The following is a 26779-nucleotide window of genomic DNA, read 5'->3' on the forward strand; positions in this document are numbered from 1 at the left end:
TACAATTGAACCGAGCGAAGTTACGAATTATTGATTTAAGTGTTCCGTTGGACAACCAAGCAAAGGAGCCTTTTCCGCCCGAAATCATCTATGAATCGCATGAACAAGGAGCACGGCAGGCGGCACATTTTTTAGGCTTGAAACCTAGTGATTTTCCTGATAGTGCAGCATGGGCGACTGAAACCGTTACCTTAACCACTCATACTTGCACACATGTGGATGCACCTTGGCACTATTCTGCTAAAACAGCAGGTAAACCTTCCAGAACCATTGATGAACTACCTCTGGAATGGTTCTACGGTAATGGGGTCTTGTTTGATTTTAGCGGAAAGCCTGCAGGATATGAGATTCAAGTGGAAGACTTTGAAAGACAATTAGAAGAAATAGATTATCAACTGGAGCCATACGATATCATCCTGGTCCGGACAGATGCGGATAAAACATACTATCAGGAAAATTATGCAGCGATCCATGCCGGAGTTTCGGCGGAGGCCACTAGATGGCTGATCAGTAAAGGAATTAAGGTTATGGGAACCGACGGTTGGGGATGGGATATCCCACTGTATAACCAAGCAGCTGACTATAAAAGTAACCCGTCCGACGGTGTCCTTTGGGCTGCTCATTATGTAGGAAAAGAAGCCGAGTACTGTCAAATTGAAAAACTAGCAAACTTACAATTACTTCCGAAAAGATTTGGGTTTAGAGTGGCTGTTTTTCCGGTAAAGATAAAAGGCGCCAGTGCAGGCTGGGCTCGACCTGTTGCCATATTTGATGAAGGATAATGAACATAAAATTTTTTACATTTATTGTTGAGAATGGAAAGTCTTGTTTCGACATTTAGAGAATGTTTATTTTAATTCCTAGTACATGAATATTTCTTGGATGAGCAATTTTTACTCAGTTACTAGAAATACTATAATATGTATTTTATTTCTGGGGAGGATCTGAACTTGAAAAAAACACTATTATTTTCTAGTTTAATATGTTTGATTCTATTAATAGTTGGATGTAATACAGAAAACCTAAAAGAAGTGAATAAAAAAGAAGATATATCTGAAGATGAACAGGGGTTGGGCTGGAAGCATGACAATCCCGCAGCTCCAACTGCAGGTGAATGGAAAGCTATAGATTTTCCAGATGGAAGAAACTATTCATTAGAACCACCACCGGCGAATGATTCTGACATTACCAAAAAAGACTTGGAAGAGTTACGTCAATTGGCAGAAAATCGAACGGAAGAAGACATAAAAATTATTAATCGTTGGGCTGGAGAAATAACTGGACCTAATACACGGTGGACAGCTGTTACTGAAGAAATCTTAAAAAAATACAATCTTGCACCACCGGAAGCTGCCAGAGTTAACCATATTGTTAGTGGTGCCATATATACGGCCTCTGTAGCAGCTTTCCATGAAAAGTATCTTTATCTTCGACCAAGACCAACACATCTTGATCCAAATCTAAAATTAATTGAAAATTTTACTGTACCAGCTCATCCTTCCTATCCTTCTGCCCATGCGACAACAGGATGGGCAGCGTGCACGGTTCTGTCCTATATCTTTCCTGACGAAAAAGATACATTTATTGCAATGGCAATAGAATCTGAACTGTCTAGAAAACTTGCAGGTGTACATTTTGATTCTGATAATATAGCTGGTAGAAAACTAGGTAAACAAATCTCTGAAGATATTATCGAAGGTTTAAAGGATGATCATGCTCCTTTGTATTTTAAAGAACATCAACAGTCTACAGGAGAAACGGGACACTAATCTTAATACTGTTTTAGGATTCCCTTTAGGAGTAAGTACACCTAAGACAAAGGGATTAAGGCCATAAATGCTATTGAAAACCTATCTAAAGAAGTAGATACAGTGTTAAATATTGGAGCATTATAAGATAAAATCGAGGAACTTGTTGAAAAAGATATACGGTCTGTTGTAGCCGCTGCAAAAGGGAAGGCTTTAGTTAAAGTAATTATTGAAGTATGTTTATTAACTACTAATGAAAAAGTATGTGCATGCGAAATTGCTGCTAAAGCCGGAGCAATAGGGACAGGTCTAGTCCTGCGGTTGAGATATTTGGATAATAAATGAAATTTTAATATGAATCTATATATATTACCCAATCGTTAAAACTTGGGACCGATTAGGAGGTCATGTATATGATAAATGAAAGTGTAAGAGTTGCAGTTATTCAAGACCGGATGTTTTTAAATTAATAGTTAACAAAGAGAATCAAGAGAACATAGAGTGGAGAAAATACATTTTCTATCATAAAATAAAAGTCATTTTCTAGCTATAGAAAATGGCTTTTTTACAAATAGAGGAGGTAAAATTGTGGAGTTTATAGTTAAGATTTGTATATGCTTTTTCTTCGTCTTCCTACTGTAAGAAGGAATAAAAGATCCATTAAGTTAATGTTTTATATAATCAGTTTTTTTATCTAATTTCTTAATCAATTCAATCGAAAATGTTGTATTGTTAATAATTCGGAATACTTTTACTATTGTGTTAACCTTCAAAAAATTCAAAGGAGGTTTATTTTTTTTAGTAAAAAAGTTGTATTAACCCTGCAACTTCGAAGGCTATGGGTTATCCAATAAAAAGATGAGAGGAGTTCACCCCATTTTGAGAAAAAGAATAAGTAGGTTGCATTTTTCTTTAAGTTTACTAGTGTCTTTTATTCTCTTTATCAGCCTTGTTCTTCCCAATATTGCAGTAGCACAGGGAGGTTCTATAAAGAGTAAGCCAATATCGGCAATTAAAAACACATCTATTGAAAATAAGGTAGATTCTAAACTTATTAAACAATTTAAGGATCAGGATCAGATTACATTCCTATTAAAGTTTGAAGATCAGGTTGATACAACGAAAGTAGCAAAGGAAGCAGTAGAAAAAGCGAAAAAACAGAAACTAACTGCAGCAAAAACAGAACTTCAAGTTCGTTCTACTGTAGTTACGTCCTTAAGAAATACTGCAATGGAAACTCAGACAGAAGTAATGGACTATCTTGAGAAAGCAAAGCAAAAAGGAGAAGTTGAAAGCATCCAATCGTTCTATGTTGTGAATGCGATAGCGGTGACAGCAACCAAGGCTGTAATGGACAAATTGGAAGCATTCCCGGAGGTAGCAAAAATTCTTCCAAATGAAACGCGGCAAATAATCACACCGATCCAACCTAAGGTAAAAACGACCAATCTAAATTCGTCAACGGTTGCATGGGGAGTTGAAAAAGTCGGAGCCCCTCAGGTATGGGATATGGGAATCGATGGAGCAGGAATTGTGGTAGCTAGTATTGATACAGGTGTTCAGTGGGACCATCCTGCCTTAATAGAAAAATACCGAGGATACAATCCATCCAATCCAAATCAACCAGATCATCAATTTAATTGGTTTGATGCCATCGGAGGAAAAGAAACTCCGTATGATGATAATAACCATGGTACACATACGGTTGGTACTATGGTCGGCTCTGAGCCTGATGGGAATAACCAAATTGGTGTTGCACCTGGTGCAAGATGGATTGCGGTTAAAGCATTATCTGGTGAGGGTATTGGTTATGATGTCGATTTTCTTGAAGCCGGAGAGTGGATCTTGGCACCAAAAGATGCTGAAGGTAATCCGCATCCCGAACTAGCCCCGGATGTCGTAAACAACTCCTGGGGAGGTGGTCCTGGACTAGATGAATGGTATCGCCCCATGGTTCAAAATTGGAGAGCTGCCAATATCTTCCCGGTATTTGCAGCTGGCAATCTCGGTTCTAACGGGGAAGGATGGGTTTCCTTTCCTGCAAACTATCCAGATTCTTTTGCAGTTGCAGCAACAGATGATCACAATGCCTTAGCGTGGTTCTCTTCCCGTGGACCAGCACCATATGACGAATTAAAACCAGATATTTCAGCACCAGGTGTCAATATCCGCTCAGCCATACCTTCCAATAACTATGAACTGATGAGTGGTACATCAATGGCAGCACCTCATATTTCGGGAGTAGTAGCGTTGTTAAAGCAAGCAAGTGTATCCTACTCAATTGACCAAATTGAGGAAATACTGTTCAAATCGGCCATCCCATTGACAGACACAGAATTTCCGTCGTCCCCTAACCATGGGTATGGACATGGACTTGTTAACGCCTACAATGCAATAAAAACTATTAATAATGGATTTGGGAAAATTGAAGGTTCAGTCGTATATGATGGAAAAGATAAAACAAATCCAACCTATCAGCATACCTCTCCAGATTTTGTATACGACCGGGTAGTGCTGCCATTAACAGTGGAAGTGCAAGACAACATCAGTGTAGAGACTGTAGAAATTCAGTATTTAGCTGGTCAACAATGGAAGACGGTAAAAGCATCGAGAACAGCTGGTGATTTTAGGAAAGGGACGTATCAAGCTGTAGTTCCAGGTAATGATGTAAAGAAAGAGATGGGTACGTTTACGTATAAATGGAAAATGGTCGATTTTGCACAAAATCAAGTAACTTCTCCGGAGTTTAAGGTAGAAGTTAAGCCTGCGATTACAATTGGTTATTATCAAGATTTAGAAGCTGTTCCTGAAGGCTGGTATTCAGAAGGATTAAAAAACAATTGGAAATGGGGCAGCCCAGAAGCAGGTCCTGGCCAGGCTTTCTCAGGAAAAAACGTATACTATAGTAAAGAAATCCCCCGTGAATATGACGGTATATTTGAAACGTTATCGTATCTCCATATGCCTCCGATCGACATACCAGAAAGTGGTAATTCGTACCTGCAGTTTAAACAGTGGTATGACTTTAGTCCAGAGGGTATCGATCGTTCAATCGATTTTGGAGCAGTCCTTGTCTCTACCGACCGCAAAAACTGGGAATTAGTGACAAGAACGGAGGCCACTAAATATGGTGAAAATGGGATACCAATTGAGTATACTACTGATGGATGGATTGATGAAGAAGTAGATCTTTCGGCATATGCTGGAAAGCGAATTTATATCAGCTTCTATATGTTTACAAAACAAACAGGATTTGAAACAAGAACTTATGATGGCTGGTACTTGGATGATATATCCTTAACAGACAAACCACTAGTGGGTAGTAAGGTGAAAAGGACAACGGGAGAAATTCATACAAAAGAACTATCGTATACTAATTTATTAGCTCCGACAGCTACATTGGTTGAGAATACTTCTAGTCATCCGGATGTATTGCCAATGGGTGCAACGGTAACGCTAGTAGACTCTGGATACTCAGTTGCAACTAATCCTGCAAATGGAAGGTTCTCCATATCGCATTATGCAGGGGAATTCACTCTCCGAGCTGAGGCATATGGTTTTCATTCCAAAGACCAAGCAGTTTCAATTCCAAAAGAAGGGACCGTCGAAGCAAACTTTAATCTTCAACCCTTAGGGAAAGGTACTGTAAAAGGGGTCGTCAAGGATCAATCGACAGGGAAACCACTATCAGATGCTACCATCACTTTAGTAGAGGATGCCGCCATTACTCCTGTGAAAACGGATAGTAATGGAAGATTTACACTTACAGCCTATGAAGGTACCTATACGTTACATGTGTTCAAGAAAGATTATGTTTATCATGATTACTCCATTACACTCCAGCCGAAAAAGAAAATCAAACAGAATGTTGAATTGGAAAGATTTTTGGGAACTCCTGGAGAAATTGGCTATGATGATGGAACTTCGGAAGAATCATGGTATTGGAACGATGCTAATAATGGCTTTGCGATTAGAATGTCATTGGAAGAAGGAGTCATGAAATCTTGGCTGACAGGCGGACTCTTTAAAGTGAATACAGAATATCCTTACGGGGGGACTAGATTTCAAGTAGCCGTTTATGATTCAACCGGTGCTAACGGAGCTCCTGGTAAAAAAATCGCCGGTCCGTTTGAAGCAGTTGCCCGGACTGATGGGGAATGGACTCATGTCGATTTAGCGGATAAAAACATTTTTGTCACGGAAGATTTCTATCTAGTCTATATACAGCCTGACACTGCTGCCTCCCGTACAATACCAAGTCTCAAAAGTGATCAAAATAGCCCTTTCCATGACCGAAATTGGTTTCTGTATAATGGAACTTGGGCACACAATACGGATCCACAATATGGTAACATGATGATTCGAGCAGTCATGAACAATGAGATTTCAGGATCTGTGATTGAAACACCTAAGGATCATACGCATCCCAAAAAAGCTATGGTTAAAGTCAAGGGGAATGCGATTCCAACTATTCAAGGTCAAGGCAAATAAATTTTTGTCAATCGAGAAATTTATTGAAATAGCTTGAAAATTATGAAAGTAGGAGTGACAGTTCACCATCCATACAAATGCGTGAGCTGTCGCTTATCATTATCATGGGATGGTTATGCGGTTCAAATCCAGTTTTTTTCGATAGATAAAGCGGTGGAAAAGGCCTATCGTTCCAAAATTGCAATACCTAATAAGAATGTAACAGGAAATGATCGTACAAATTTAAGGAGTTCATATGTCACAAAATTTCCCTTTAACTCGTTTTATTTGTAGAACCTCTTCGAATTAAGATCTTTGAGAAGAATGGGAGTGGGATTAACCAAGAATTGTATAAGCAATAAAGGATTGCTTTTTAAACTCGCCTACTTATCAGGATGAAATTGAGATAGATAGACGAATAGTACAATTCTATATAAGCAAAGGGGTAAAAAATCTTGGAATTAAGACAATTAGAATACTTCATGACCCTATGTGAAGAGCTGCATTTTACAAAGACGGCTGAAAAACTAAGAATTGGTCAACCTACCTTAAGTTATCAAATGAAAGCGCTAGAGGATGAACTGGGTGTTCGTTTATTTGATCGTTTAGGTAAAAAATTAGCGATCACGGAAGCCGGTGAAATCCTCCTTCAACAATGCAAAAAAGTGTTTGAAAATTTAAAATTTGCCACGGAACAAATAGAAGAGCTGCAAAAGGTGAAAAGAGGGAAATTAGTGATAGGGGCACTTTCCGGTGACCTAAGTCTTATAGCCTCCAAGGTTTTATTAAAGTTTCATGAAGTGTTCCCACACGTTCAGATCCAGTTTTTCTCAATAGATGACCCGATAGAAAAGGTAAAACAAAACGAAATTGATTTGGCTCTAACTTTTATGCCAAGACCAGAGGAGGGTTTTGTCCAAATTCCTTTATACAAGGATGGATTCTATTTTGTCGCGCGAACGGACCATGCTTGGTCTGCCAGGGACGAAATTGAGTTTTATGAAATTCAGAATATTCCACTAATATTAAATCCAATAGATCATTGTTTTAGGAAATTACTTACGGATGCGTGTCTATCTGCAGGGATTGTCCTCCAACCTATCATTGAATCAACCGATTCAAAGATGATATTGGATCTAGTTGAGGAAGGGATAGGGGCTTCCATTTTATCTGGTACACTCTTTTCCCTGGAAAATACAGGGGGATTAAAGGCTATCAAAATGACAAATCCAGATATCATCAAGGAAGTGTCTATTGTCCACCATAAACAAAAATATATTGGAACGGCTGCAAAAGGATTTATCGAAATATTAGTGAACTTTATAAATGAGAATAAGGCATTAGAGGAGAGGTATAAAGAAACACAGGTACCCATAGCTTGAGAATAAAATCCTGCATAAAGTTTGGTTAAATAGTAAACTGTTAATTCATTAATAATTTGAAAGTAGTACATATAGAATTGGAGAAATGGAATCCTTTTGACCACTTCCATTGTCAAAAAAAAAATACTCTAATGATTCATGGAAAAAATTTTAAGACTGTCACAATAACTATAATCCTCTAACAAGGCGGGAGAATATGGAGCAAGTACTAACTTCACTGAATAAATCAGACATAGAATTTCATCCAGGCCAAATTAGGTTTAAAGGGGAACGTTTTATTCTGATGAATGCCGAAGCATTAGGAATGCTTAGTCGTGACCTTATTTCTACATTAGGGCGGGAAAGAGCAAAGGCGTTCCTCCTTCGTTATGGATGGGAATGCGGATATAAAGATTCAATTTCAATAAAAAACCTTTTTCCAAATGCGTCGCTTGAATTCCTCCATCAACAAGCTCCAATTTTTCATATGCAAGAAGGCGTTGTTCAAGTTGATTTACAAGGTCTTAGTGTGGATTATGAACAAAATAAGTTTTATATGGAAGGTGTTTGGATAAATTCTTATGAAGTAGATCAACACATTAAACATTTCGGTTTAGTCAAAGATCCAGTGTGCTGGATATTAACTGGATATGCAAGTGGGGTCTCAACAGGGATTTTCGGACGGAAAATATATTATAAAGAAGTGTCTTGTGTTGCCCGTGGAGATACTGAGTGCCGGTTTGTTGGAAGAACTGTTGGAGAGTGGGGAAAAGATATTGAACATGAACTGTCTTATTATGGGGATACCAAAATTGCCGAAGAATTAGATGAGGCACATCGGCATATTCAAAAACAGCATACGATGTTACAACGAATTATGGACATACATGAACAGCTAAACCGAATGGATCTTTCAGGGCAGAGCAGGCAAGCAGTAGTGGATAAAATTGGGCAAATGCTTAATTCAATTGTAATTGTTCAAGATAAATTTTTTCGTCCACTTTCTTGGTGGCTGCCAAACAAGGGAAATTCAGGTATAGATCCATACCTCATCAAACCGGATAAGGATCTTTCTTCTGAATTTTTCTTGAAGCTTAGACAGTTAGATGAGGAAAAATGTGCCAAGGATTTTATCGTCTCGGATGAATCGATGTTTCTTAACAGGACCATTGCGCCGATTGTTCATGGCGATGAGATTATGGGATATTTATCCGTCATTCATAATGAAGGAACAGATATAGAATTAAGAAAAATGATTACCGAGCGCGCTGCTTCTGTTATGGCAGTAGATTTATTGAAAGAAAAAACTGCATTGAATACCGAACATAAATTAAAAGGTGAATTTCTTGAAGAATTGTTATCCGGTACAACCCCTATTGAACAATTAGTTAAGCGAGCATATTTTATGGGATATGATTTTGGAAATCCACACCGATTTATGCTTGTGAAAATGATACAACAGGGAAACAGTAATGACTTGATAGAAAATCAAGATCTGCGTTTGAATCTTCGTAATGAATTGTTAAATATTATTCGAACCAATTTCCATTCTTCTCCTAAGGGTGCTTTAATTGTAGAGCGAAGAGGGGAGATTATCCTTTTGGGTCCTTCAGATCCCAATGGATTAGTTTTCCGAGAGATAGCAAAAATACTTCAAGACCGCGAACAGCAATTATTTGAAAATATTAAAACTTCCATTTGTATTAGTCGTGAGTCCTTGTCCATTGATGTACTTCAGGCTTTATTTGAAGAATGTTCAAACATGATGAAGGTTATGACTCGCTTAGGACGTACAGGTGAAGTATTTTTAGTAGAGGAGATAAACATATTTGACTTACTATATGCAGGCTCTGCTCAAGAACAACTTCTTACCTATGCAACTAGAATGCTTGAAAAGCTTCTCAAATATGATGAAGAGAGCGGTGGAATGACACTCATCTCTACTCTTCACATCTTTCTTGCAAACGAATGCAATCTTCAAAAAACATCAAAGGAACTGAATGTTTCGCTAAGTGGGTTGAAATATAGAGTGCAGAGATTAAAAGATATCGGTGAAATTGATTTTAATCATGCAGATCAAAAATTTAATCTTCAACTTGCTTTAAGGATTCTGAATGCTAATGGAACGATTAATCTATTAGAAGTATAAAATGGACACGGTAATGAAGAATTCCAATAAAAATAAAAATGAAGACATTCCAGTCTAATAATTACTAAAACGAAACAAATAAATCAGGAGGAATTATCATGCGTAATAAGAAAAAAATATCATTTATAGAATTAGTACAGAAAAACAAAAATGAACTTCTTAACAATAACAAGGAAATAGAAAGAATTGAAAAACGTATTGACCAACGTCATGAAATAGATCGATATAAGCAAAAATAATATGGATCTAATGCATACCGGTACCTAAAGGAGGTGAACTATAACGCCCACAATTTTCTTGATTACAGCAAATTATTTTATGTGATTATCTCGAATTAATAATAATTGAAATCAAGGTTTGTTAAATTCATTACTATTTCATTAATTTTTGATTCAAATTAAGATAATCAAATTACACAAAAGGAATGGTGAAAAATGACAAAAGTATTGTACATTACAGCACACCCACACAATGAAACACAATCGTATAGTATGGCGGTTGGGAAAGCATTTATTGATTCTTATAAGGAAGTTAATCCAAGTGATGAAATCATCCATATTGACTTGTATAAAGAAAACATTCCACAGATTGACGCCGATGTATTTAGCGGATGGAGAAAACTTCAATCTGGACAATCGTTTGATGAACTTAATGGCGAAGAAAAGGCAAAAGTTAGCCGTTTAGGTGAGTTAAGTGACCAATTTGTAGCTGCAGATAAATATGTTTTTGGTACACCCCTTTGGAACTTTTCATTCCCTCCAGTTATGAAGGCTTATCTTGATTCAGTTTCTGTAGCCGGAAAAACTTTCAAATATACAGAAAACGGCCCTATTGGATTACTAAAAGATAAAAAAGCATTGCACATTCAAGCGCGCGGTGGAGTTTATTCTGAAGGTCCCGCAGCTCAAATGGAAATGGGACATCGTTATCTAAGTGTAATGATGAGTTTCTTTGGGATTCCGGCCTTTGAAGGTCTATTTGTAGAAGGACATAATGCAATGCCAGATAAAGCACTGGAAATAAAAGAAAATGCTATTGCCCGGGCTAAAGATCTTGCTCATACTTTCTAACTTATTATAGACAAAGAGATAGACCTAATTTTGGGTCTATCTTTTTAATACTCATTACAACAAAATGAAACTAAATAATAGGCAAAGAAAGGAGCCATTTCCAAAGGGAAATAGCTCAAGATTTTTTTACAACTATATTTTTTCTTGCCAAACCAAAATTCGCTGGATTTTCAAATTGAATATTTCTGGAGAATTTATCCCATCATCAATCACTCGAAATGGACATTATTTAATTTGGCTTAACAATAACTGGAATAATTATATTAAATCCGTCATATTCCGCAAATATCACAGCTGCTCCCTCTGATTTCGTTGCAATCTTATGATCAGCGGTCACTTCAGCTACTTCCGAACTAGACGTATTCATTGTGACATCAGCCGTAATGTCTTTTACCCTTCCATCGCTAGATACAGCATTAATGACTAAGTCACTTAATGAGCCTGGCGAATTTACGATATAACCCGGCGAAGAGACGATCCCAAAAGTAAATGTAGGATACTTTTCTACGATTTCAACATTAAATGTCGTTGACATACCAAAAATAGTAGCAGTGATCGTTGTTTTTCCAACTGCATGGGCGGTGATATGTCCATCAGCAGATATCGTTGCTATCGATTCGTCTGCTACATCCCATTCTATCAGGCTAGTAACATCATAACAATCACAATTATGTCTTCCTACACCACCAAAGTATGCAATTATAGAAATGTCCTTCGACTTATTAGGCTTTAACATCACATTGTCATTTGGTTCTAACATCTTATTGTCACTTTTGTTAAATGGAACTAAATCTACAGGCTTAATGTTTCTTACAAAAACAGTTGCAACCCCACCTTCAAAATAGAAATAGATGTATGCTTTACCAGGGCCGACCCATGTAATGACCCCGTTTTTGTCAACAGTTGCTACATTCTCATCGGTAGATTCCCACTTTCCCTCTAAATCAACCTGAGCCATATTATGATCTGTATATTCCGCAGTGGCGTCAACATCTACAGGAGCTCCTGCCTCAGGCTGTAATAGCACCAAGCTGTTTAGGGTGATTCCAATAATATTAACTGGTCCTGCTTTTTCTGTCACTTTTACTGAAATTTTAACAGGAGGGAGACCTGCAATTGTTCCACTAACTGTGGTTTTTCCAATTTTCTTTCCAGTAACTTTCCCGTCTGTAACACCAACAATAGTAGGATCCGCTGAAATCCACTGGATTGACTTCGTAATTTCTTTTTGAGTCCCATCATTGTATTGGGCGAACACATGTACGGGATAGAGCTTTTCTTTTTGAACGACAACATCTAATGATGATACAAGCAATGACTCAATTTTTAAATCCTCAATAGATGCATCATTTTCAGAATGGATGGAAACATTCAAGATTGCAGTGCTCGTTCCTTGGTTGATAAGGACCTGAGTTGTACCTGGTGCCACCGCTGTAAGAACACCATTCTTAACCTTTACAATATCCGGGTCTAATGATGTGAATCTCGAGTCTGAAGTGACGTCATCTGTTGAACCATCCTGATATTTTGCTTTTACAGAAAACGAATGCGTGTGCTCAGCTAACCGAAAGGAGATGTTAGTTTCACTAGGAATCAGACTAACAATCTTATTGACGACATCTTTAGAAGGCTTTTCTGAAACCTCAATATGAATCTCCTTTGAATAACCAGAGCTATTTACGGTAACTATTGCTGTACCAGTACCTACTGCAGTAAGTAGGCCTTCCTTATTAACCTTAAGAACATCAGGATTAGATGATTTATAAACCGCAGATGGAGTCGTATTTACCATAGATCGGTTCGTATAGCTCGTTTTTACCTCTAATTGCTGCTGTTGATGGACCACCATATTTTTCATATTTGGTGTAACAGAAATCGATTCAGGGATCGAAGCCTTCTTCTGATCGTCTTTATCCGTAACTGCCACTGGGATATCTAAACTGTGACGACCATAGTAAGCATGCAAAACGGTTGCGCCATTGTGTTGACCAATAACCTTTTGTTGCTGAACGGAAGCTACATGGTCATAGTCGTCTGTAACAAATTCAACGGAACCAGTGACATCCTGTGTGCTCCCATCACTGTAAATCGCAGTAATTGCAATAGGCGCTGCTTCACCTACACCTATGGAGAGATTTGATGGAGAAGCTGTCACACCCATAATTCTTGGAGTAGTAATCTTATTGGTGACAGTAACCTCCATTTTAACTGGAGGAAGAACATCTGGTCGATAGGAAGCTGTCACAATGGTTTTCCCCGTTTTAGCTCCTATGATTGATCCTGAATCCGTTACCGTTGCAATGCTGTTATCTTCTACAGTCCACTTCACATCTTTTGGATTTACATTTTCAAGTAATCTCAAATCACCTTCTGATACTCCGTTAGTAAATACTTCGGTTAGTTGAACCGGCCAAATTTCACCTGGATGAATTTCAACAGCAGGTGAATCGGTTACAAGCTTCACAGGCTTAACAACATTAACAAGTACAGCATCAACCAATTTATCGTATTTAAAATATATATAGGCTTGGCCTATCCCAACTGGGGTAATCTGACCATCTTTACTAACGATGGCAACATTACGATCTGTCGTTGTCCACCTTCCTAAAGAAGTAACCTCTTTCACCTCGTCTTGGGAATATGTTTTGGCATTTACTTGAACCGGCTTATCAGAGGTTTCAAACCTCAACATGGCAGCAGAAAGCCTGAGCGACGTTACATTTTCTGGAGTATCTTGTATAGAAGCAAAGAAGTTTATCTGTGGAAAAGATGAGTAGGTTACTCTTAGTGAAACATCACCTGGTGAAATCCCTTTTAATACGCCACCTTCAACATTTGCAATCGACAGATCTCTCGATTCCCATTTTGCTAATTTAGTGACGTCTTCCATCGAACCATCGCTATAAAGTGCTTTCAAAGCGATAGGACGCTCTTCTCCTACTTTTATGTAGGTAATGTTATTTGCAGCTAAAACGAGCGATACAATTTTTTTCTCTTCTGAAGGATTGATATTTTGACTTAAATTACGTGCATTCTGAATAATATTTACTTCCACGTTTAACACCGCATTACCAAGACTGAATTGTACATTTGTAGACCCTGCATTCACAGCAGTTAGAACTCCACTAGCAACAGTTACGACATTCTCATCTTGTGAAGTCCATTTCCCTTTTGCTGTAACGTCAGCTTTAGAACCATCCTTATACTCTGCTTCAGCCTTTAATTCGTGTTTGCCTTTAGAAAGAGAGAACGAGACTGTCGATTCACTTGGAATTAGTTTCACTATCTCCTTTGATGGCGGTCCCTTTGTCTCCTTTACTGATTTTTCAGGTGAGGCAGAAGCTAAATTACTAAATAGAGACAGGATTACGGTAAAGATGAGAGTTAGAGCTGTAATTCGTTTTTTCACCTTTGTTCTCATTTGTCAACCTCCTAATATTTTTTTATACTAATCAACCTGTAAATACAGACTGTTAATATCAATCTACTAATACAAGATTTCTTCAATTGATCACATCCTTCACAATGACCTAGTTTATTGAAAAATTTATTAGAATTTTTATAATTTTCACAATTCAAATACTAAATTATGACTAATTACTTGACAACTAAATATTTTTTTAAAAAAATAACTTTGAACACGTAATCTGCCCAATAAAGGTGGAATTCTTAATAAAATTCTAGTAAATCTTATTGCCCAAGCACCTTTTTGTTCACTCTTTCGACCGATTCATACATAAATCCAATTAAAATTCAGTCTTAATTTTTTTCTTATTTGGGCTTTGAACATTCAATATACAAAAATCAGTGAAATCATTAATAAAATTCAAGCAAATTTTCATACTCTTTTGGCTTTTAATCTAATCTGTTTGGCTGATTCAGATATAAATCCAATGAAAATTCAGTCTTTAATGAGCGGTTACATAGAAATGAATGATTGATATGATTTATTCATCAAATTCTATAGTGGATATGAGAAGAGGCCATAGAAACTAGAGCTAGAACGGCAAATAGTCTTAATTTTTCACCATTAATTAAGGAAGGTATTTGGTCTGTAAAAAAAATAAAAGGAATTGCTATACTTTAAATTGTAAAAATATTCGTTCATTACTCACATTAAGGTGGTGATTAAAGTGCTTACAACACGAGAATATCAAATAGTAGGAAAACTGTTGAATACAAGGAATGCGGTTCGTATCAAAGATGTGTCAGAAGAATTTTGTGTCAGTGATCGGACAATAAAAAATGATTTAGAAAATGTGAAAAATTGGTTTAAGGAAAAAGGGGTGGCATTTCACGCACAGCCAAATAAAGGGATCTGGATTGAGTGCTTAGATGGGGAACGGCTTCAATTACATAACAGGATGGCGCACATCGGCAAATCAGAATTGTATCCGGATCAAAACATTCGTATAAAGCGTATCATTGGCTATTTACTAATACAGTCTGATTATGTGACTGCGCAATTGTTAGCGGATTATTTAGAGGTTAGCAGGAACACCATTATTAATGATTTAAATAAAGTAGAGGCGTATATTGAACCATGGCTGGTTCATCTGGAAAGAAAGCAAAGATTGGGTTATCGACTGGTCGGTGAAGAGAAGCATTTGCGATTTCTATATGAACACATTATTAGGGAAGATTTAAGTCATTATGACCTTTATCAAATCATCAAGTCAATCGTAAACGAAGGCGAATGTTCCGATGCTGAACCGGCGTTAACGGAAGCATGGTCATGGTCTTATAAATTAGCCTTAAAGCATATACGAAAACAACTTAAGGGTACATCTGAAAATCATTATAAACAATCGGAATTCATTACGATCTTAATAAAATTGACGGTTTCTCTGACTAGGATGAATTTAGGATTTTCCTTAGGAAACTATCGATTAGTAAACAGAGATATGCATAAATGGCAACAGAGGGATTTTTTGCTTGAAATTGCAGAGAATGCTTTTGCAGAAGCAGTGCTGCCATTATTGGAATGTGAGTTTAAATATATATCTCAATGGATATTTGAGGAAATAAAACCGATTGATATAGCCTTTGTAACAAAACAAATCATTCGGCATGTAAGTGAAAAAGAACAGGTCGATTATGAAAGTGATTCGAAATTATACAGTGATGTGTTAGCCCATTTATCACTCCGTCTGCAAGGAGGGATGAGGCATCGAGTGGAAATAAATCCATTTGCAGAGGAAATCAATCAAAACCACGCATCCTTGGTCCAGGCGATTAAAGAGGTATGCCAATTTTATATAGGATATTATGTGACGTCCGCTCAGCAATCCTTTACTACCTTTATTGCTTTGCATTTTCTCATTTCCTATCAAAAAAAACTAGGTGATCAAAAGAAAAAAGCCAAAACCCTTTATGTTTGTGCAACTGGGCATGGTGTTGCGAGGCTTATAAAAAATAAAGTGGAGCAGGAGATTTCAGGTATTAATATTTTTGCATATTGTTCGATTATGGAAGTAAATGAGATATGCCAAAAAGAAAAAATCGACTTAATTATTAGTGTGTTTCCGATTGAAGCTGATGTGCCTGTGATTGTCGTAAATCCATTGCCCACAAAAAGTGATTTAAAGGCGATCAAAAAAGAAGTTGAAACCATTGTGAGCAGTGAGTACAGGCAGCTGAACGATTTATTGACAAGCCGTTCTAACGATGAGGAAAGTCAAGACAGTGAAACTATTAGTTATGACATTATCATAAAAGGTTATGAAATTTATCAGGAAGTAATCTTTAAATTTGTCAATGGAACAGATGAACAAAATAAAAGAAATGCATTAATGATGCATATTTTCTTAATGGTCCATCGCTATTACTTTGATAAGCAGTATGATTATTTCGCCTATGCTGATGGAAATTCAGGTGAAAAAGATGAACGAATTAAAGGAAAATTACAAGTAATTATGGAGAGAAATAATTTGAAATTGAATGATGCGGAATTAATCGCATTATTACAATATTTTAAATGAGCAGGTGAATCTACGATGGATGCTGTCATTATAAAAAATGGATATGTGGTTGACCCGGAAGCAGCAACCATCGAAAAAAAAGAGATCGGTATCTTAAGAGGGAAATTTGCAGATCCATCACTTGTTAAGAGTCACGGGGGCCAAGTTGATTACATCAATGCGAATGCAGCTTTTGTGGCACCAGGCTTTATCGATATTCATACCCATGTTTTCAAGGATTATACAGACTTGGGAGTAGAAGCTGACAAAATAGGGATCAGTCAAGGTGTGACCACAATTGTGGACGCGGGAAGTACCGGAATCAATCATTATGAAACGTTTAGGCAGCAGGTAATAGAAACTAGTGAAACAGAAGTGCTTGCTTTCCTGAATATATCTAAAGAAGGCTTATGTAATGGCAGGGCCGAGTTGGCTAACATGGATGATTTAATGGAAATTATAGAGGCTACCAATATTTTTGAAACACAATCATCTATCATCGGTCTGAAAGCTAGAATGAGTGGTTCAGTTGTGAAAGATAATGGAATCCAGCCTTTACTGCATGCAAGAAAATTAGCGGACGCATTGAATGTCCCGATTATGGTGCATATCGGTAATCCTCCTCCATTAATAGAAGAAATTTTACCATTGCTAAAAAAGGGAGATATTGTAACACATGCCTTTCATGGTAAACAAAAAAACAAGATAATTACATCCCATCAAACGTTAATTCCAGAAGCCGTTAATTGCCTAGATAGGGGTGTGTTGTTTGATGTTGGACATGGTACAGCGAGTTTCAGTTTTGCTACACTTTCAATTTATAAGGAAAAATACCAATATCCTTTCTCGATCAGCAGTGACCTTCATATAAGAAACTATGAGAAGCCAGTAGGGAGCTTAATGCAAACGATGTCTAAAATTAGAGGGCTTGGTTTTTCATTATTGGAAGTTGTGGAAGCGGTAACAATCAAGCCTGCAAAAACCCTTCATCTAATTGAGCAAGGTACATTTGCTTATGGTACCAGAGCGGATGTCACACTTTTCTATGAAAAAGAAATGTGCACTGAATTAATAGATTCAGAGGGGTATCCACTTATTGTTGAAAAAGTAATCGAACCTTATATAACGATCCGAGCAGGAAGGAAGGTCTTTGAATGTAATGGTGGGACTAAATCAAATAGAAATTAAAGAAATGATCACAAAAAGTGGGGATGAAAAAACATGTAAAGATATTCTTAATAAAGTTCGGTTAATGATCAAGGAAAGGAAGCTTTACCCAACACATCCGCAGTGGCTTTCTCTTATATCGCATATATCAGCAATGGTAACTCGCAATATGAATGAAGATTCTATTAGGGATTTAAATACGGAGCTTTTCAATGAGGTATCAAGCGTTTCAATTGAATTAGCAAAAGTGGTTTGCTCTTTGCTTCCACATTTATATGAAGATGAAACATACTTATTAGCCATTCACTTTGAAACGATTAAAAATAATGAATAATAGGAGGAATAAAAAATGAATCAAGTAGTGATCGTTATCGGTGATCGCCTAGGGAAAGGGCAAAAGGTTGGGAATGGGATTGAATCTGCAGGTGGGAAAGCGATTGTTATAGAAGGAATGGCTGCAGATATGAGACTAGGAGATGTAATGAAGTCAGAAAATGCTGATCTTGGACTTTCATTTTGCGGAAGCGGCGGTGCCGGTGCAATAACAGCACAAAATAAATATGGGTATAAAGCGCGTTATGGAATGAAATCAATCCAAGAAGGCAAAACGGCGATTCAGGATGGTATTGAAGTACTTGGCTTTAGTTTTATGGATCTTGAAGAACTTGGTAAAGAGATAACGAACGAGCTCATTCGAGTAAGGGGTGGTAAATAATGATTACAAAAGACCTGAATGTCCAAGTGTCCTCTTCTGGCTATGCAAAAGACCAAGCTATTGGTTCAGCACTGAATCAAGTAAAAAAAAAGTACAAGATGATCACCAAATAATTATACGGCTTGAACCATTAAGTGTCGACATAATTCAAGCGAAAGAAATTAGTTATACAGAATACTTCCTATTCTTGTTCTTCCCTAGGAAAAGAACAAAGTATCAATATGTTTTGAACATTAAGGTACGTGTATCCTTGTTAAACGTAGATGGAATCCAGCATGAAAAGCAATTTCAAGACAATGGCATACTGGGATTTATCAAATATAAAGTACAGAAATTTAGGCAGGTGAAATAATGGAAACGTTAATCATATTATGTAAAGCTGCTTTAGTGGGAGCGTTAACGGGTTTTCCAATCGGTGCGGGGGCCGCACGAATGTTCCATACACCCAAGGTGCAAGGGCTGGGATCCTTTCGTACATTAGGGGAGTTAAACTCATGTGCGGGGGATAGTATTTCGCATTTTACATTTGGATTAGGGTTCTTTTTCAAGGCGTGGGCTTCCGCGGTTGGGGTGGGAGCCATAACTTCCGAGACAGATCACCGTGTATTGCCGCATTGGACGGCAGCAGTTGTTTTAAGAGGAAAAAAGAATCCAGAAGAAACGTTACACAACCCGAAAAAGATGGGGATTATTGGGGCGATTGTCGGAGCGGTCACAGTTGCCTTTTTATGTACAACAGCATCGGCAATTCCTGAGTCATTACAAGTTGTAGCGATGAATGTACTGGCACCCGCCGCCAATTTGCTTATTGTTTATGTGATGCCAGCCATATTTTGGCTCGCTGCGATTGATGCCGGGAAACGTACTGGATTTTGGGGAACGCTCTTCGGCGGAATGGCCCAATTGATTATGGGAAATGCTGTTCCAGGGGTTGTACTAGGGATAATACTCGGAAAAGGTGTCGATGATCTCGGCTGGACACGGGCACCGAAAGCAATTTTTACAACAATTATCATTTTATTTATGTTAAGTGCATTTTTCCGGGGCAGTGACTTAACATTACTTACTCAAATGCATTTACATCATCCGGAATGGTTAATCAATTTACACAAAATGGTTGGACAAGAGGTGAAGTGATTATGACAAATAACAAAAATATTAATTATAATTCGTTTTGGTATGCGGACTGGTCATTTCCATTTTTTACAGCGCTGTTGGCTGCAGGAACATTTACAGCTTGCCATATGTACGTTGTGCATGGTGTTGGTGCATTTAATGATATTGCAGTTATCGCCCTATTAAAAGCAGGGCTTGATGGCGGGGGATATGGAGCAGCTGCGGCATTTGGAGCCAGCTTTTTGTTTGCTAGAGTACTAGAAGGGCCTTTGGTAGGGATATTGGACATAGGAGGAGCGTTAAATACCGGAGTGGGTGTCGGCATTCCTGCAATTTTTCTGGCGGTTGGGTTTACAGCGCCTGTTTACAATTTCCCGTTAGCCATATTAACGGGGTTACTGATCGGATTGGCAATCGGATATATCATTGTTGGTATTCGTAAAATATCAATTAAATCTGCAAGCTCTACATTTGGCGCGGATATTATGATGGGTGCAGGAAATATGGCCGGCCGCTATTTTGGACCATTAATTGTGATCGCGGCTTGCCAGGCATCTTTACCAGTGGGATTAGGATCTATCATTGGAGCTTTATTGTTCTATATTTGGAAAAAGCCGATTGCTGGTGGTGCAATATTAGGGGCAATGCTAATGGGCGGATTCTTCCCGCTTCCGCTAAAGTAAGGAGAAAAATATGAATATATATGAACGAATAGGACTAAAAAAAGTAATAAACGCTAGCGGCAAAATGACAGCGCTCGGCATTTCAGCGGTAAATGATAACATTGCTGATTCGATGAAACAGGCATTGCAGGATTATATTGAGATTGATACTTTAATCCGTCATACAGGAAAGGCTATTGCAAAGCATACTGATACCGAAGATGGTTGTCCGACAATGGGCGCTGCTGCCGGTATAGCGTTGAGTGTAGCAGCTGCTATTTCTAAAACGGATTTACACACTATTGAACAGCTGCCATTTTTTGAGGGAACGAAAAAAGAAGTGATTATTCAAACCGGTCATGTGATTCATTTTGGTGCAAGCATTAAGCAGATGATTTCACTTGGTGGTGGTCAAGCTATTGAAGTGGGGTATGCAAATCGCACTTACCGAGAACATATTGAACAAGCTATTACTATTAATACAGCTGCCTTATTTTATGTCAAGTCACATCATACAGTTCAAAAAGGTATGCAACCTTTGGAGGTTATGATTGATATCGCAAGGACACACAATCTGCCTTTAATTGTTGATGCAGCGGCAGAAACTGATTTGAAAAAATACACTAGACTGGGTGCTGATATGGTCATTTTCAGTGGTGGAAAGGCACTCAGCGGACCGACATCCGGGTTTATTTGCGGTAAAAAAGAATGGGTGGAAGCATGTCGCATGCAGTATAAAGGAATTGGCCGGGCCATGAAGGTAAGTAAAGAAGCAATGGTTGGCTTAATGATCGCCCTTGAAAATTATGATATACAGTCCGTAGAGCCTGACGCACAGAGAAAAAGAATGGAAGGATTGTGTAATCGTATATTGGCCATACCAGGAGTGAAAACAAGATTAGAGGCGGATGAAGCCGGCCGTCCGATTTACCGGGCTTGTATACAAATAGATGCTGCAAAAACAGGCATTTCAGCTTATGAATTGAGCGAAGCATTAAAAAAAGGTAATCCTGCCATTTACTTGCGAGACTACTATTCTGATTTGGGAATGCTCCATATTGATCCACGTCCATTATTAGAAGGTCAAGAGCAAATGATTGCCGAGAGAATACTTGAGATTATAGGAGGAACATATTTAAAATGATCAACAAGCGTGTAATTTTTAACGTACTGGCCAAGGATGTAGAAAACGCAAAAGAAATTTATGAGGTTGGCAAAGAACAGATATTAATTGGACTGACGGTAAAAGATTTCCCATCAGATGAAGCAGCTATCGATGCCGTAACATCCTATAAAAATGAAGGAATCCCTGTTTCTGTTGGCTTAGGTGCTGGAGATGCGAGTGTTTGGAAAAATGTAGTGAATGTTTCAACAAAGACGATTCCAAGCCATGTAAACCAAGTGTTTCCAGCAGCAGGCTACACTCTTGGGGCGATGCAGCAATTTGGCGCCCATCATACCATTGTTAATGCTCTTATTGAACCGAGCGGAGTTGTTGGTGAGGTGTATATTTCAACCGGCCCTATCAGCAAACAGTTAAAAGAAAAAGTGTCATGTGAATTGGCTGCATCTATGTTGGAGGAAATTGGAATACATTCTGTTAAATTTTATCCAATCGACGGAGATAAGCGATTAGACGAAGTCGCAGCAATGGTACGATCAGCGGTAAGCTCGGGCATCAAAGTGTTTGAGCCGACAGGCGGAATTGATTTAAATAATGTTCATTCAATTGTGCAAACATGTTTTGATAATGGTGCTGAGTTAGTCATTCCTCATTTGTATACATCTTTGATGGACAAACAAACTGGAAAAACAGAAGTAGAAAAAGTGGAGCAACTTTTAACAATGGTGTGGGAGTAATTTAGGTTTATACTATAAATAATTATGCGACAGCTTTTCGAGTACATCTCTAAATAAAAGATTGTGTTGAAATTAATAAGCACCAAAAAACCCCAAGTGATCTCACTTGGGTTGGTGATTTTGATCATTAGGAAGATGTGGAACTTTTCTAGGACTAAAGTTAATGAAATCTGAAGAATATAACTCAATGGTTAACTTGTTCCCTAATGTTTTTGCTTGAATTAGAATGGGTTCATGGTATTTATTTTTAAATACAAAATCTGGTCCATTCCAACTAACGGTTGCATCCCTCCCTGGTGGAATATAGGTAACCTTTCTACTGTGTGAAACACGTTGGATAACTTTTAATCCCGCATTATCCACTGCATTAAAAAGGGTAGATGATACTTGACAGATCCCACCACCAATATCTTCTGAAAATTTTCCCCTATAAATCACTGTTGCAGGCATATAACCTTTTTCTGCTGTTCTTTTACCAACAACTTTATTAAAGGAAAAAGTTTCCCCTGGGAATAGAACAAAATTATTAATCGCTTTTTTTGCAAGATAAATATTATTGGTTCGTTCTTTGTTATATTTATTGAAGGATGTTACGTATTCGCCAATTTTTTTATTTCGAATATCTGCTAGTAATTCACTGTCAACATTAGGATAAATTGTTTGTAAAGGGATCTCCAATTTAGATGATCCATTGTTAAAATAATAAGAATATACTTGTTCTGTAAAGATTTGACGGTTTAATCGGTAACCGACTTTTTCAGGTATGATATTCCCGTTATTATCAATAAATGCATTTTTAGGACTTTTAGAAACATGTTTGTCCATTTCATCCATATATTTATTAAGATTTTCTGTGTCAATAATAGGTAAACCGGGCAAGTTCATCGAAAAGTCAGTACGATTAACGATTGTGAAAGTTTGCCCATTGTTAGTTGTTAATAAACTGCCTGGTATATTCACCTGTTGAGATAAAATTAATAACCCAAGTAACCAAGTAAAGTTCATATTCCTAGAATCCCTCCTAACTTTAATATGAGGTGAAATCTACAATTCCATGTATGTGAATTTGTACTTTGGTAATAAGTTCAAAATTTCATTTTCTTAGGGAATTTTTAATCAATGTAGTTCATATAATCGATAAGTGAAAACATAAAAAAGGAGGGACAATTCTATGTTTAAATCAAATCCAGTGAATACTGCAATAGTTATTACTGACCCTCAAAATGACTTTTTGTCTCCAGGCGGAAGAGGATATCATTTGACAAAGGATAACATTAAACAGAATAATACCTTAGCCAACCTGGAACTACTATTAAGCACTGGCAAGAGTAAAGGTTATCAGCTCTTTGTTTCCCCGCACTTTTTATATCCACATGACTATAATTGGAAGTTTACTGGAAGCGAACAAGAAATGTTGATTAATTTACGTGTGTATCAGAAATTAAATCAATTTAGTCCTCCAACTCCAGAGGCAGATTATGTTCCAACTTTAGCTCCGTATATCTTGGACAAAACATCCGTCATTGCAACACCGCACAAGGTGGCCAGTCCTCAGACAAATGATCTGGTCTATCAACTAAGGCAACGCAGAAAAGAACAAGTAATTTTGGCTGGTGTATTATCAAACGTTTGTGTTGAATCGCACATGAGAGATTTAATCGAAAATGGCTTCAAGACAGCCGTTGTTTACGATGCAACTGCCACGATTAGTGAAGACGATTTTCATGCTGCTGTTACGAACTACCGAGCATTCAGTAGTGCTACATGGACAACACGTGAGGCCATTTCAAATATGTAATGATACTCTTAAAAAGGCATACTAAAGAATAAGAGTGTGGAGAAAATTATCTCACTTTATATCATATTTGAAGGAAAGAGGTATTAATAAATATTGCTAATTATTAAAGAAATACTGAAAGAGATCGGAAGATGCGCTTATAAAATGAGCGCATCTTTTTTCATAATAAAACCCATGAAACGTTGATGGATACCTTGGGCAATGGCAACAGTTCTTATATACACTATTTTATTAGGTGGATGGTCAAATTACGTTATTATTGGATGGTGTATTTTCTGTTGAATTTTTTATTATTGAAGAGAGGACAATGCCACCTAGCAGCTTGAATTTTATTCTATTTGATTGGAGATGTGAAAAATGTGCAAAAAAAGGATTTGACTTGAAGCGTTTCATGAAGAGTCCACAGGATCAATGATGGTAAATATTTATGTTATAGGGAATATTATTTGCAATATAAAATAATACGTCAATTTTGAATTACCTTTGAGCTCCAGAATCCCCTGAATTATATAGAAGAACAATCACTGATTACAACTGGAAGGAGCGGCACTATGAAAAAGTTGATGATGAAAACGCTATTCATTTTGTTTGCATTATTACTTATTAATGGCTGTTCAAATAATAATACCACTAATAGTTATGAGGATAATCATAAAGAGATGAATACAGGCCAAACAGAAAAAACCAAAACAGAAGGTAACAAAACAGAAGATACCAAAACAGAAGATACACAAAAGACAGCTTTACCACCCAAGAAAGATTCAATTCAAGAACAGCTTAATAAGATGACTTTAAATGAAAAAATAGGTCAAATGATAATCGCAGGATTTGATGGCATAACCGTTAATTCAAATACACAAAACTTAATTAATAAATACAAGCCAGGTGGGTTAATCATATATCAAACGAATGTTAAGAATGCGGCTCAATTAGTAAACTTAACAAATGCAATCAAGAATGTAAACAGTAAGAATAAAGTACCATTATTCATATCCGTCGACCAAGAAGGCGGAAGGGTACACCGGATGCCAACATCAATCAAAAATACACCGAGTGCAAGAATCATTGGAAATAAAAATGATGAAAAATACGCCTTTAATATCGGTAAGGTGATCGCCTATGAATTGCAAGCTTTTGGATTTAACACAGATTTTGCTCCAGTTCTAGATATCCAAAGTAATCCTAAAAATACTGTTATCGGGGACCGTTCCTTTGGAACAAATTCGAGTATTGTTACGAAAATGGGAGTTAGTATGATGAATGGTATAAGTTCTGGAAAAGTCATTCCAGTTATTAAACATTTCCCTGGTCACGGAGACACTTCCGTTGATTCTCATTTGGAACTTCCATTCGTACAGAATGATCTTACTAGACTAAAAAAGGTTGAATTAGTTCCATTTAACAATGCAATCAAAGGACATGCAGATATGGTGATGGTTGCTCACATATTGGTGAAAAAAATTGATTCTAATTATCCTGCATCCATGTCAAAAACCATTATTACAAATCTTTTACGTAAACAATATGGATTTGGCGGAGTTGTCATTACAGATGATATAACTATGGGTGCGATTACAAAGCACTACAAGTTGCAAGACGCTGCAGTAAGGGCGGTAAATGCTGGGACTGACATTATTTTAGTGGGTCATGGGATGGATAATGTAGCAACTGTCTACAACAGTATTTATTCAGCAGTAAAAAATCATACTATTTCTGAAGATACAATCAATAAGAGTGTATATAGGATTTTAACTTTGAAACATAAATATAATATTAATAATAATAAAGTTTCTCCAGTAAATGTAAGTAAACTAAATGATCAACTAACAAAAACGATTTCAAATACTACTTCGACGAATATAACAAAGAGTAAATTACTTTTAAATATAGCTACTAAGGCAAAAGAAGGCTCCATTATAAATGTTTATTTTCATCTAAAAAGCACCACAATTGATGAAGTAAGAAAGACCTGGGGAAAAGAAGATAAAAGTGAATATGTTGCTGCAGCGAAAGGCACCTATTGCACTTATAATAAAAAGCATGTAGTGGTCGCTTATAATAAAGGGCAGCAACTGTTTGAGATTAGATCCTACGATCCTGGGTTAAAAAAATTATCTATTAATGATATAAAACATTATTTTGGTACTCCGAAAACAGATATAAAAACAAGTAATAAGGAAGAAATTATCAGCTATACGATTGGGACCAATACATTAAAGTTTGTTTTTCCTACAGGAACTCAAACCTTATACCTGGATCATTACTCTATATATAACGCAGCCCTAGTCAAAAATAATATGGCAAGTTAAATAATTTTAACGAAATATTTAATAAATCAAAGTCTAAATTGGATTACGATTAAGATTAAGATGGTGAAAAGAAGAAGTCTTAATGTACCTGTCCCCCGTGCTTTTAGTTAACATAGTTTTGGGGGACAGGCTCAGATATTGATGGACAAAATGATTAAACCAAAAATCTACAAACCAAATTGTAAATGAAAAAAATGTAGAAAATTAAAATAAAATGGCAAACGAAAAATGTTAAAAAGCACGAGTGAACGGGAATGAAAAAAGTATTAGTAAAATCAAATGCTTCTCAGATGAATATTGTTAGAAAATAAGTTGTTTAAAAACTTCTTGAAACGAACAATACTCTAATGGGGGAATGAATAATGAAAATCAATAAACCTGAATGGCTTTCATT

The 26779-nt window shown here is 37.0% G+C and carries 20 protein-coding genes and 1 pseudogene; 19 read left to right on the forward strand and 2 right to left on the reverse strand.

The window, feature by feature from the left end; translation table 11 throughout:
- The first annotated feature begins 5 nt into the window (after positions 1-5).
- The 8 genes and pseudogenes from ACE198_RS13120 to ACE198_RS13155 all read left to right on the forward strand — a co-directional run bounded on the left by ACE198_RS13120 (position 6) and on the right by ACE198_RS13155 (position 10798).
- Positions 6-782: a cyclase family protein gene (locus tag ACE198_RS13120; protein ID WP_375375837.1), complete on the forward strand. Its 777-nt coding sequence runs from the start codon at positions 6-8 to the stop codon at positions 780-782.
- A gap of 168 nt (positions 783-950) precedes the next feature.
- A complete protein-coding gene (locus ACE198_RS13125) occupies positions 951-1769 on the forward strand; it encodes a phosphatase PAP2 family protein (RefSeq protein WP_375375838.1) in 819 nt (272 codons plus the stop codon).
- A gap of 7 nt (positions 1770-1776) precedes the next feature.
- Positions 1777-2042, forward strand: a pseudogene (locus ACE198_RS13130) (deoxyribose-phosphate aldolase); the annotation flags it as partial.
- Positions 2043-2627: 585 nt separating this feature from the next.
- Complete coding sequence (locus ACE198_RS13135) at positions 2628-6239, forward strand: S8 family serine peptidase (RefSeq protein ID WP_375375839.1); 3612 nt, start codon at positions 2628-2630, stop codon at positions 6237-6239.
- Positions 6240-6673: 434 nt separating this feature from the next.
- Entirely contained in the window at positions 6674-7600 is a 927-nt protein-coding gene (locus ACE198_RS13140) for a LysR family transcriptional regulator (protein ID WP_375375840.1), read from the forward strand.
- Between the two features lie 196 nt (positions 7601-7796).
- Positions 7797-9728, forward strand: coding sequence for a XylR N-terminal domain-containing protein (locus tag ACE198_RS13145; protein WP_375375841.1), 1932 nt, complete (start codon positions 7797-7799; stop codon positions 9726-9728).
- 98 nt (positions 9729-9826) lie between these two features.
- Positions 9827-9967, forward strand: a complete 141-nt coding sequence (locus ACE198_RS13150) for an FbpB family small basic protein (RefSeq protein WP_375375842.1) — start codon at positions 9827-9829, stop codon at positions 9965-9967.
- Positions 9968-10162: 195 nt separating this feature from the next.
- Complete coding sequence (locus ACE198_RS13155) at positions 10163-10798, forward strand: FMN-dependent NADH-azoreductase (RefSeq protein WP_375375843.1); 636 nt, start codon at positions 10163-10165, stop codon at positions 10796-10798.
- Between the two features lie 229 nt (positions 10799-11027).
- On the opposite strand, the gene ACE198_RS13160 is transcribed toward ACE198_RS13155, so the two are convergent.
- A complete protein-coding gene (locus tag ACE198_RS13160; protein WP_375375844.1) occupies positions 11028-14219 on the reverse strand; it encodes an Ig-like domain-containing protein in 3192 nt (1063 codons plus the stop codon).
- 712 nt (positions 14220-14931) lie between these two features.
- Here ACE198_RS13160 and ACE198_RS13165 point away from each other — a divergent pair.
- The 9 genes from ACE198_RS13165 (at position 14932) to ACE198_RS13205 (ending at position 22278) form a co-directional block, all read left to right on the forward strand.
- Positions 14932-16779, forward strand: a complete 1848-nt coding sequence (locus ACE198_RS13165; protein ID WP_375375845.1) for a BglG family transcription antiterminator — start codon at positions 14932-14934, stop codon at positions 16777-16779.
- Between the two features lie 15 nt (positions 16780-16794).
- On the forward strand, positions 16795-17946 hold the full coding sequence (locus tag ACE198_RS13170) for an amidohydrolase/deacetylase family metallohydrolase (RefSeq protein ID WP_375375846.1): 1152 nt from the start codon (positions 16795-16797) through the stop codon (positions 17944-17946).
- Entirely contained in the window at positions 17918-18259 is a 342-nt protein-coding gene (locus ACE198_RS13175) for a hypothetical protein (RefSeq protein ID WP_375375921.1), read from the forward strand. The genes ACE198_RS13170 and ACE198_RS13175 overlap by 29 nt, the downstream gene beginning before the upstream one ends.
- Before the next feature lie 15 nt (positions 18260-18274).
- Complete coding sequence (locus tag ACE198_RS13180) at positions 18275-18640, forward strand: SFCGS family glycine-rich protein (protein WP_375375847.1); 366 nt, start codon at positions 18275-18277, stop codon at positions 18638-18640.
- Positions 18641-18785: 145 nt separating this feature from the next.
- Entirely contained in the window at positions 18786-18992 is a 207-nt protein-coding gene (locus ACE198_RS13185; RefSeq protein ID WP_375375922.1) for a DUF4312 family protein, read from the forward strand.
- Positions 18992-19777: a DUF4311 domain-containing protein gene (locus ACE198_RS13190; RefSeq protein ID WP_375375848.1), complete on the forward strand. Its 786-nt coding sequence runs from the start codon at positions 18992-18994 to the stop codon at positions 19775-19777. The genes ACE198_RS13185 and ACE198_RS13190 overlap by 1 nt, the downstream gene beginning before the upstream one ends.
- 2 nt (positions 19778-19779) lie before the next feature.
- Positions 19780-20439 carry a DUF4310 family protein gene (locus ACE198_RS13195; RefSeq protein WP_375375849.1) on the forward strand — a complete coding sequence of 220 codons (660 nt, stop codon included), beginning with the start codon at positions 19780-19782 and terminating at the stop codon, positions 20437-20439.
- Between the two features lie 10 nt (positions 20440-20449).
- Positions 20450-21562, forward strand: a complete 1113-nt coding sequence (locus ACE198_RS13200; protein WP_375375850.1) for a DgaE family pyridoxal phosphate-dependent ammonia lyase — start codon at positions 20450-20452, stop codon at positions 21560-21562.
- Positions 21559-22278 (forward strand): KDGP aldolase, encoded by a 720-nt coding sequence (locus ACE198_RS13205; protein WP_375375851.1) that lies wholly within the window; start codon positions 21559-21561, stop codon positions 22276-22278. Before ACE198_RS13200 ends, ACE198_RS13205 begins: the two co-directional genes overlap by 4 nt.
- 102 nt (positions 22279-22380) lie before the next feature.
- Here ACE198_RS13205 and ACE198_RS13210 read toward each other — a convergent pair whose 3' ends face one another.
- Entirely contained in the window at positions 22381-23283 is a 903-nt protein-coding gene (locus tag ACE198_RS13210; RefSeq protein WP_375375852.1) for a VanW family protein, read from the reverse strand.
- A 166-nt stretch (positions 23284-23449) separates the two neighbouring features.
- On the opposite strand from ACE198_RS13210, the gene ACE198_RS13215 reads away from it, so the two are divergent.
- Together ACE198_RS13215 and nagZ are read left to right on the forward strand one after the other, a co-directional pair.
- On the forward strand, positions 23450-24076 hold the full coding sequence (locus tag ACE198_RS13215) for a cysteine hydrolase family protein (RefSeq protein ID WP_375375853.1): 627 nt from the start codon (positions 23450-23452) through the stop codon (positions 24074-24076).
- A 551-nt stretch (positions 24077-24627) separates the two neighbouring features.
- On the forward strand, positions 24628-26385 hold the full coding sequence (gene nagZ / locus ACE198_RS13220) for a beta-N-acetylhexosaminidase (protein ID WP_375375854.1): 1758 nt from the start codon (positions 24628-24630) through the stop codon (positions 26383-26385).
- Positions 26386-26779: the final 394 nt, after the last annotated feature.

It is taken from the genome of Neobacillus sp. KR4-4 (assembly GCF_042136325.1).
GTDB lineage: Bacteria > Bacillota > Bacilli > Bacillales > Cytobacillaceae > Neobacillus.

Excerpts from the sequence above, each read along its gene's own strand:
- nagZ (WP_375375854.1), top strand. The coding sequence starts at position 24,628 with ATGAAAAAGTTGATGATGAAAACGCTATTCATTTTGTTTGCATTATTA.
- ACE198_RS13195 (WP_375375849.1), top strand. The coding sequence starts at position 19,780 with ATGACAAATAACAAAAATATTAATTATAATTCGTTTTGGTATGCGGAC.
- ACE198_RS13150 (WP_375375842.1), top strand. The coding sequence starts at position 9,827 with ATGCGTAATAAGAAAAAAATATCATTTATAGAATTAGTACAGAAAAAC.
- ACE198_RS13180 (WP_375375847.1), top strand. The coding sequence starts at position 18,275 with ATGAATCAAGTAGTGATCGTTATCGGTGATCGCCTAGGGAAAGGGCAA.
- ACE198_RS13190 (WP_375375848.1), top strand. The coding sequence starts at position 18,992 with ATGGAAACGTTAATCATATTATGTAAAGCTGCTTTAGTGGGAGCGTTA.
- ACE198_RS13215 (WP_375375853.1), top strand. The coding sequence starts at position 23,450 with ATGTTTAAATCAAATCCAGTGAATACTGCAATAGTTATTACTGACCCT.
- ACE198_RS13170 (WP_375375846.1), top strand. The coding sequence starts at position 16,795 with ATGGATGCTGTCATTATAAAAAATGGATATGTGGTTGACCCGGAAGCA.
- ACE198_RS13200 (WP_375375850.1), top strand. The coding sequence starts at position 20,450 with ATGAATATATATGAACGAATAGGACTAAAAAAAGTAATAAACGCTAGC.
- ACE198_RS13145 (WP_375375841.1), top strand. The coding sequence starts at position 7,797 with ATGGAGCAAGTACTAACTTCACTGAATAAATCAGACATAGAATTTCAT.
- ACE198_RS13155 (WP_375375843.1), top strand. The coding sequence starts at position 10,163 with ATGACAAAAGTATTGTACATTACAGCACACCCACACAATGAAACACAA.
- ACE198_RS13205 (WP_375375851.1), top strand. The coding sequence starts at position 21,559 with ATGATCAACAAGCGTGTAATTTTTAACGTACTGGCCAAGGATGTAGAA.
- ACE198_RS13175 (WP_375375921.1), top strand. The coding sequence starts at position 17,918 with ATGGTGGGACTAAATCAAATAGAAATTAAAGAAATGATCACAAAAAGT.
- ACE198_RS13210 (WP_375375852.1), bottom strand. The coding sequence starts at position 23,283 with ATGAACTTTACTTGGTTACTTGGGTTATTAATTTTATCTCAACAGGTG.
- ACE198_RS13160 (WP_375375844.1), bottom strand. The coding sequence starts at position 14,219 with ATGAGAACAAAGGTGAAAAAACGAATTACAGCTCTAACTCTCATCTTT.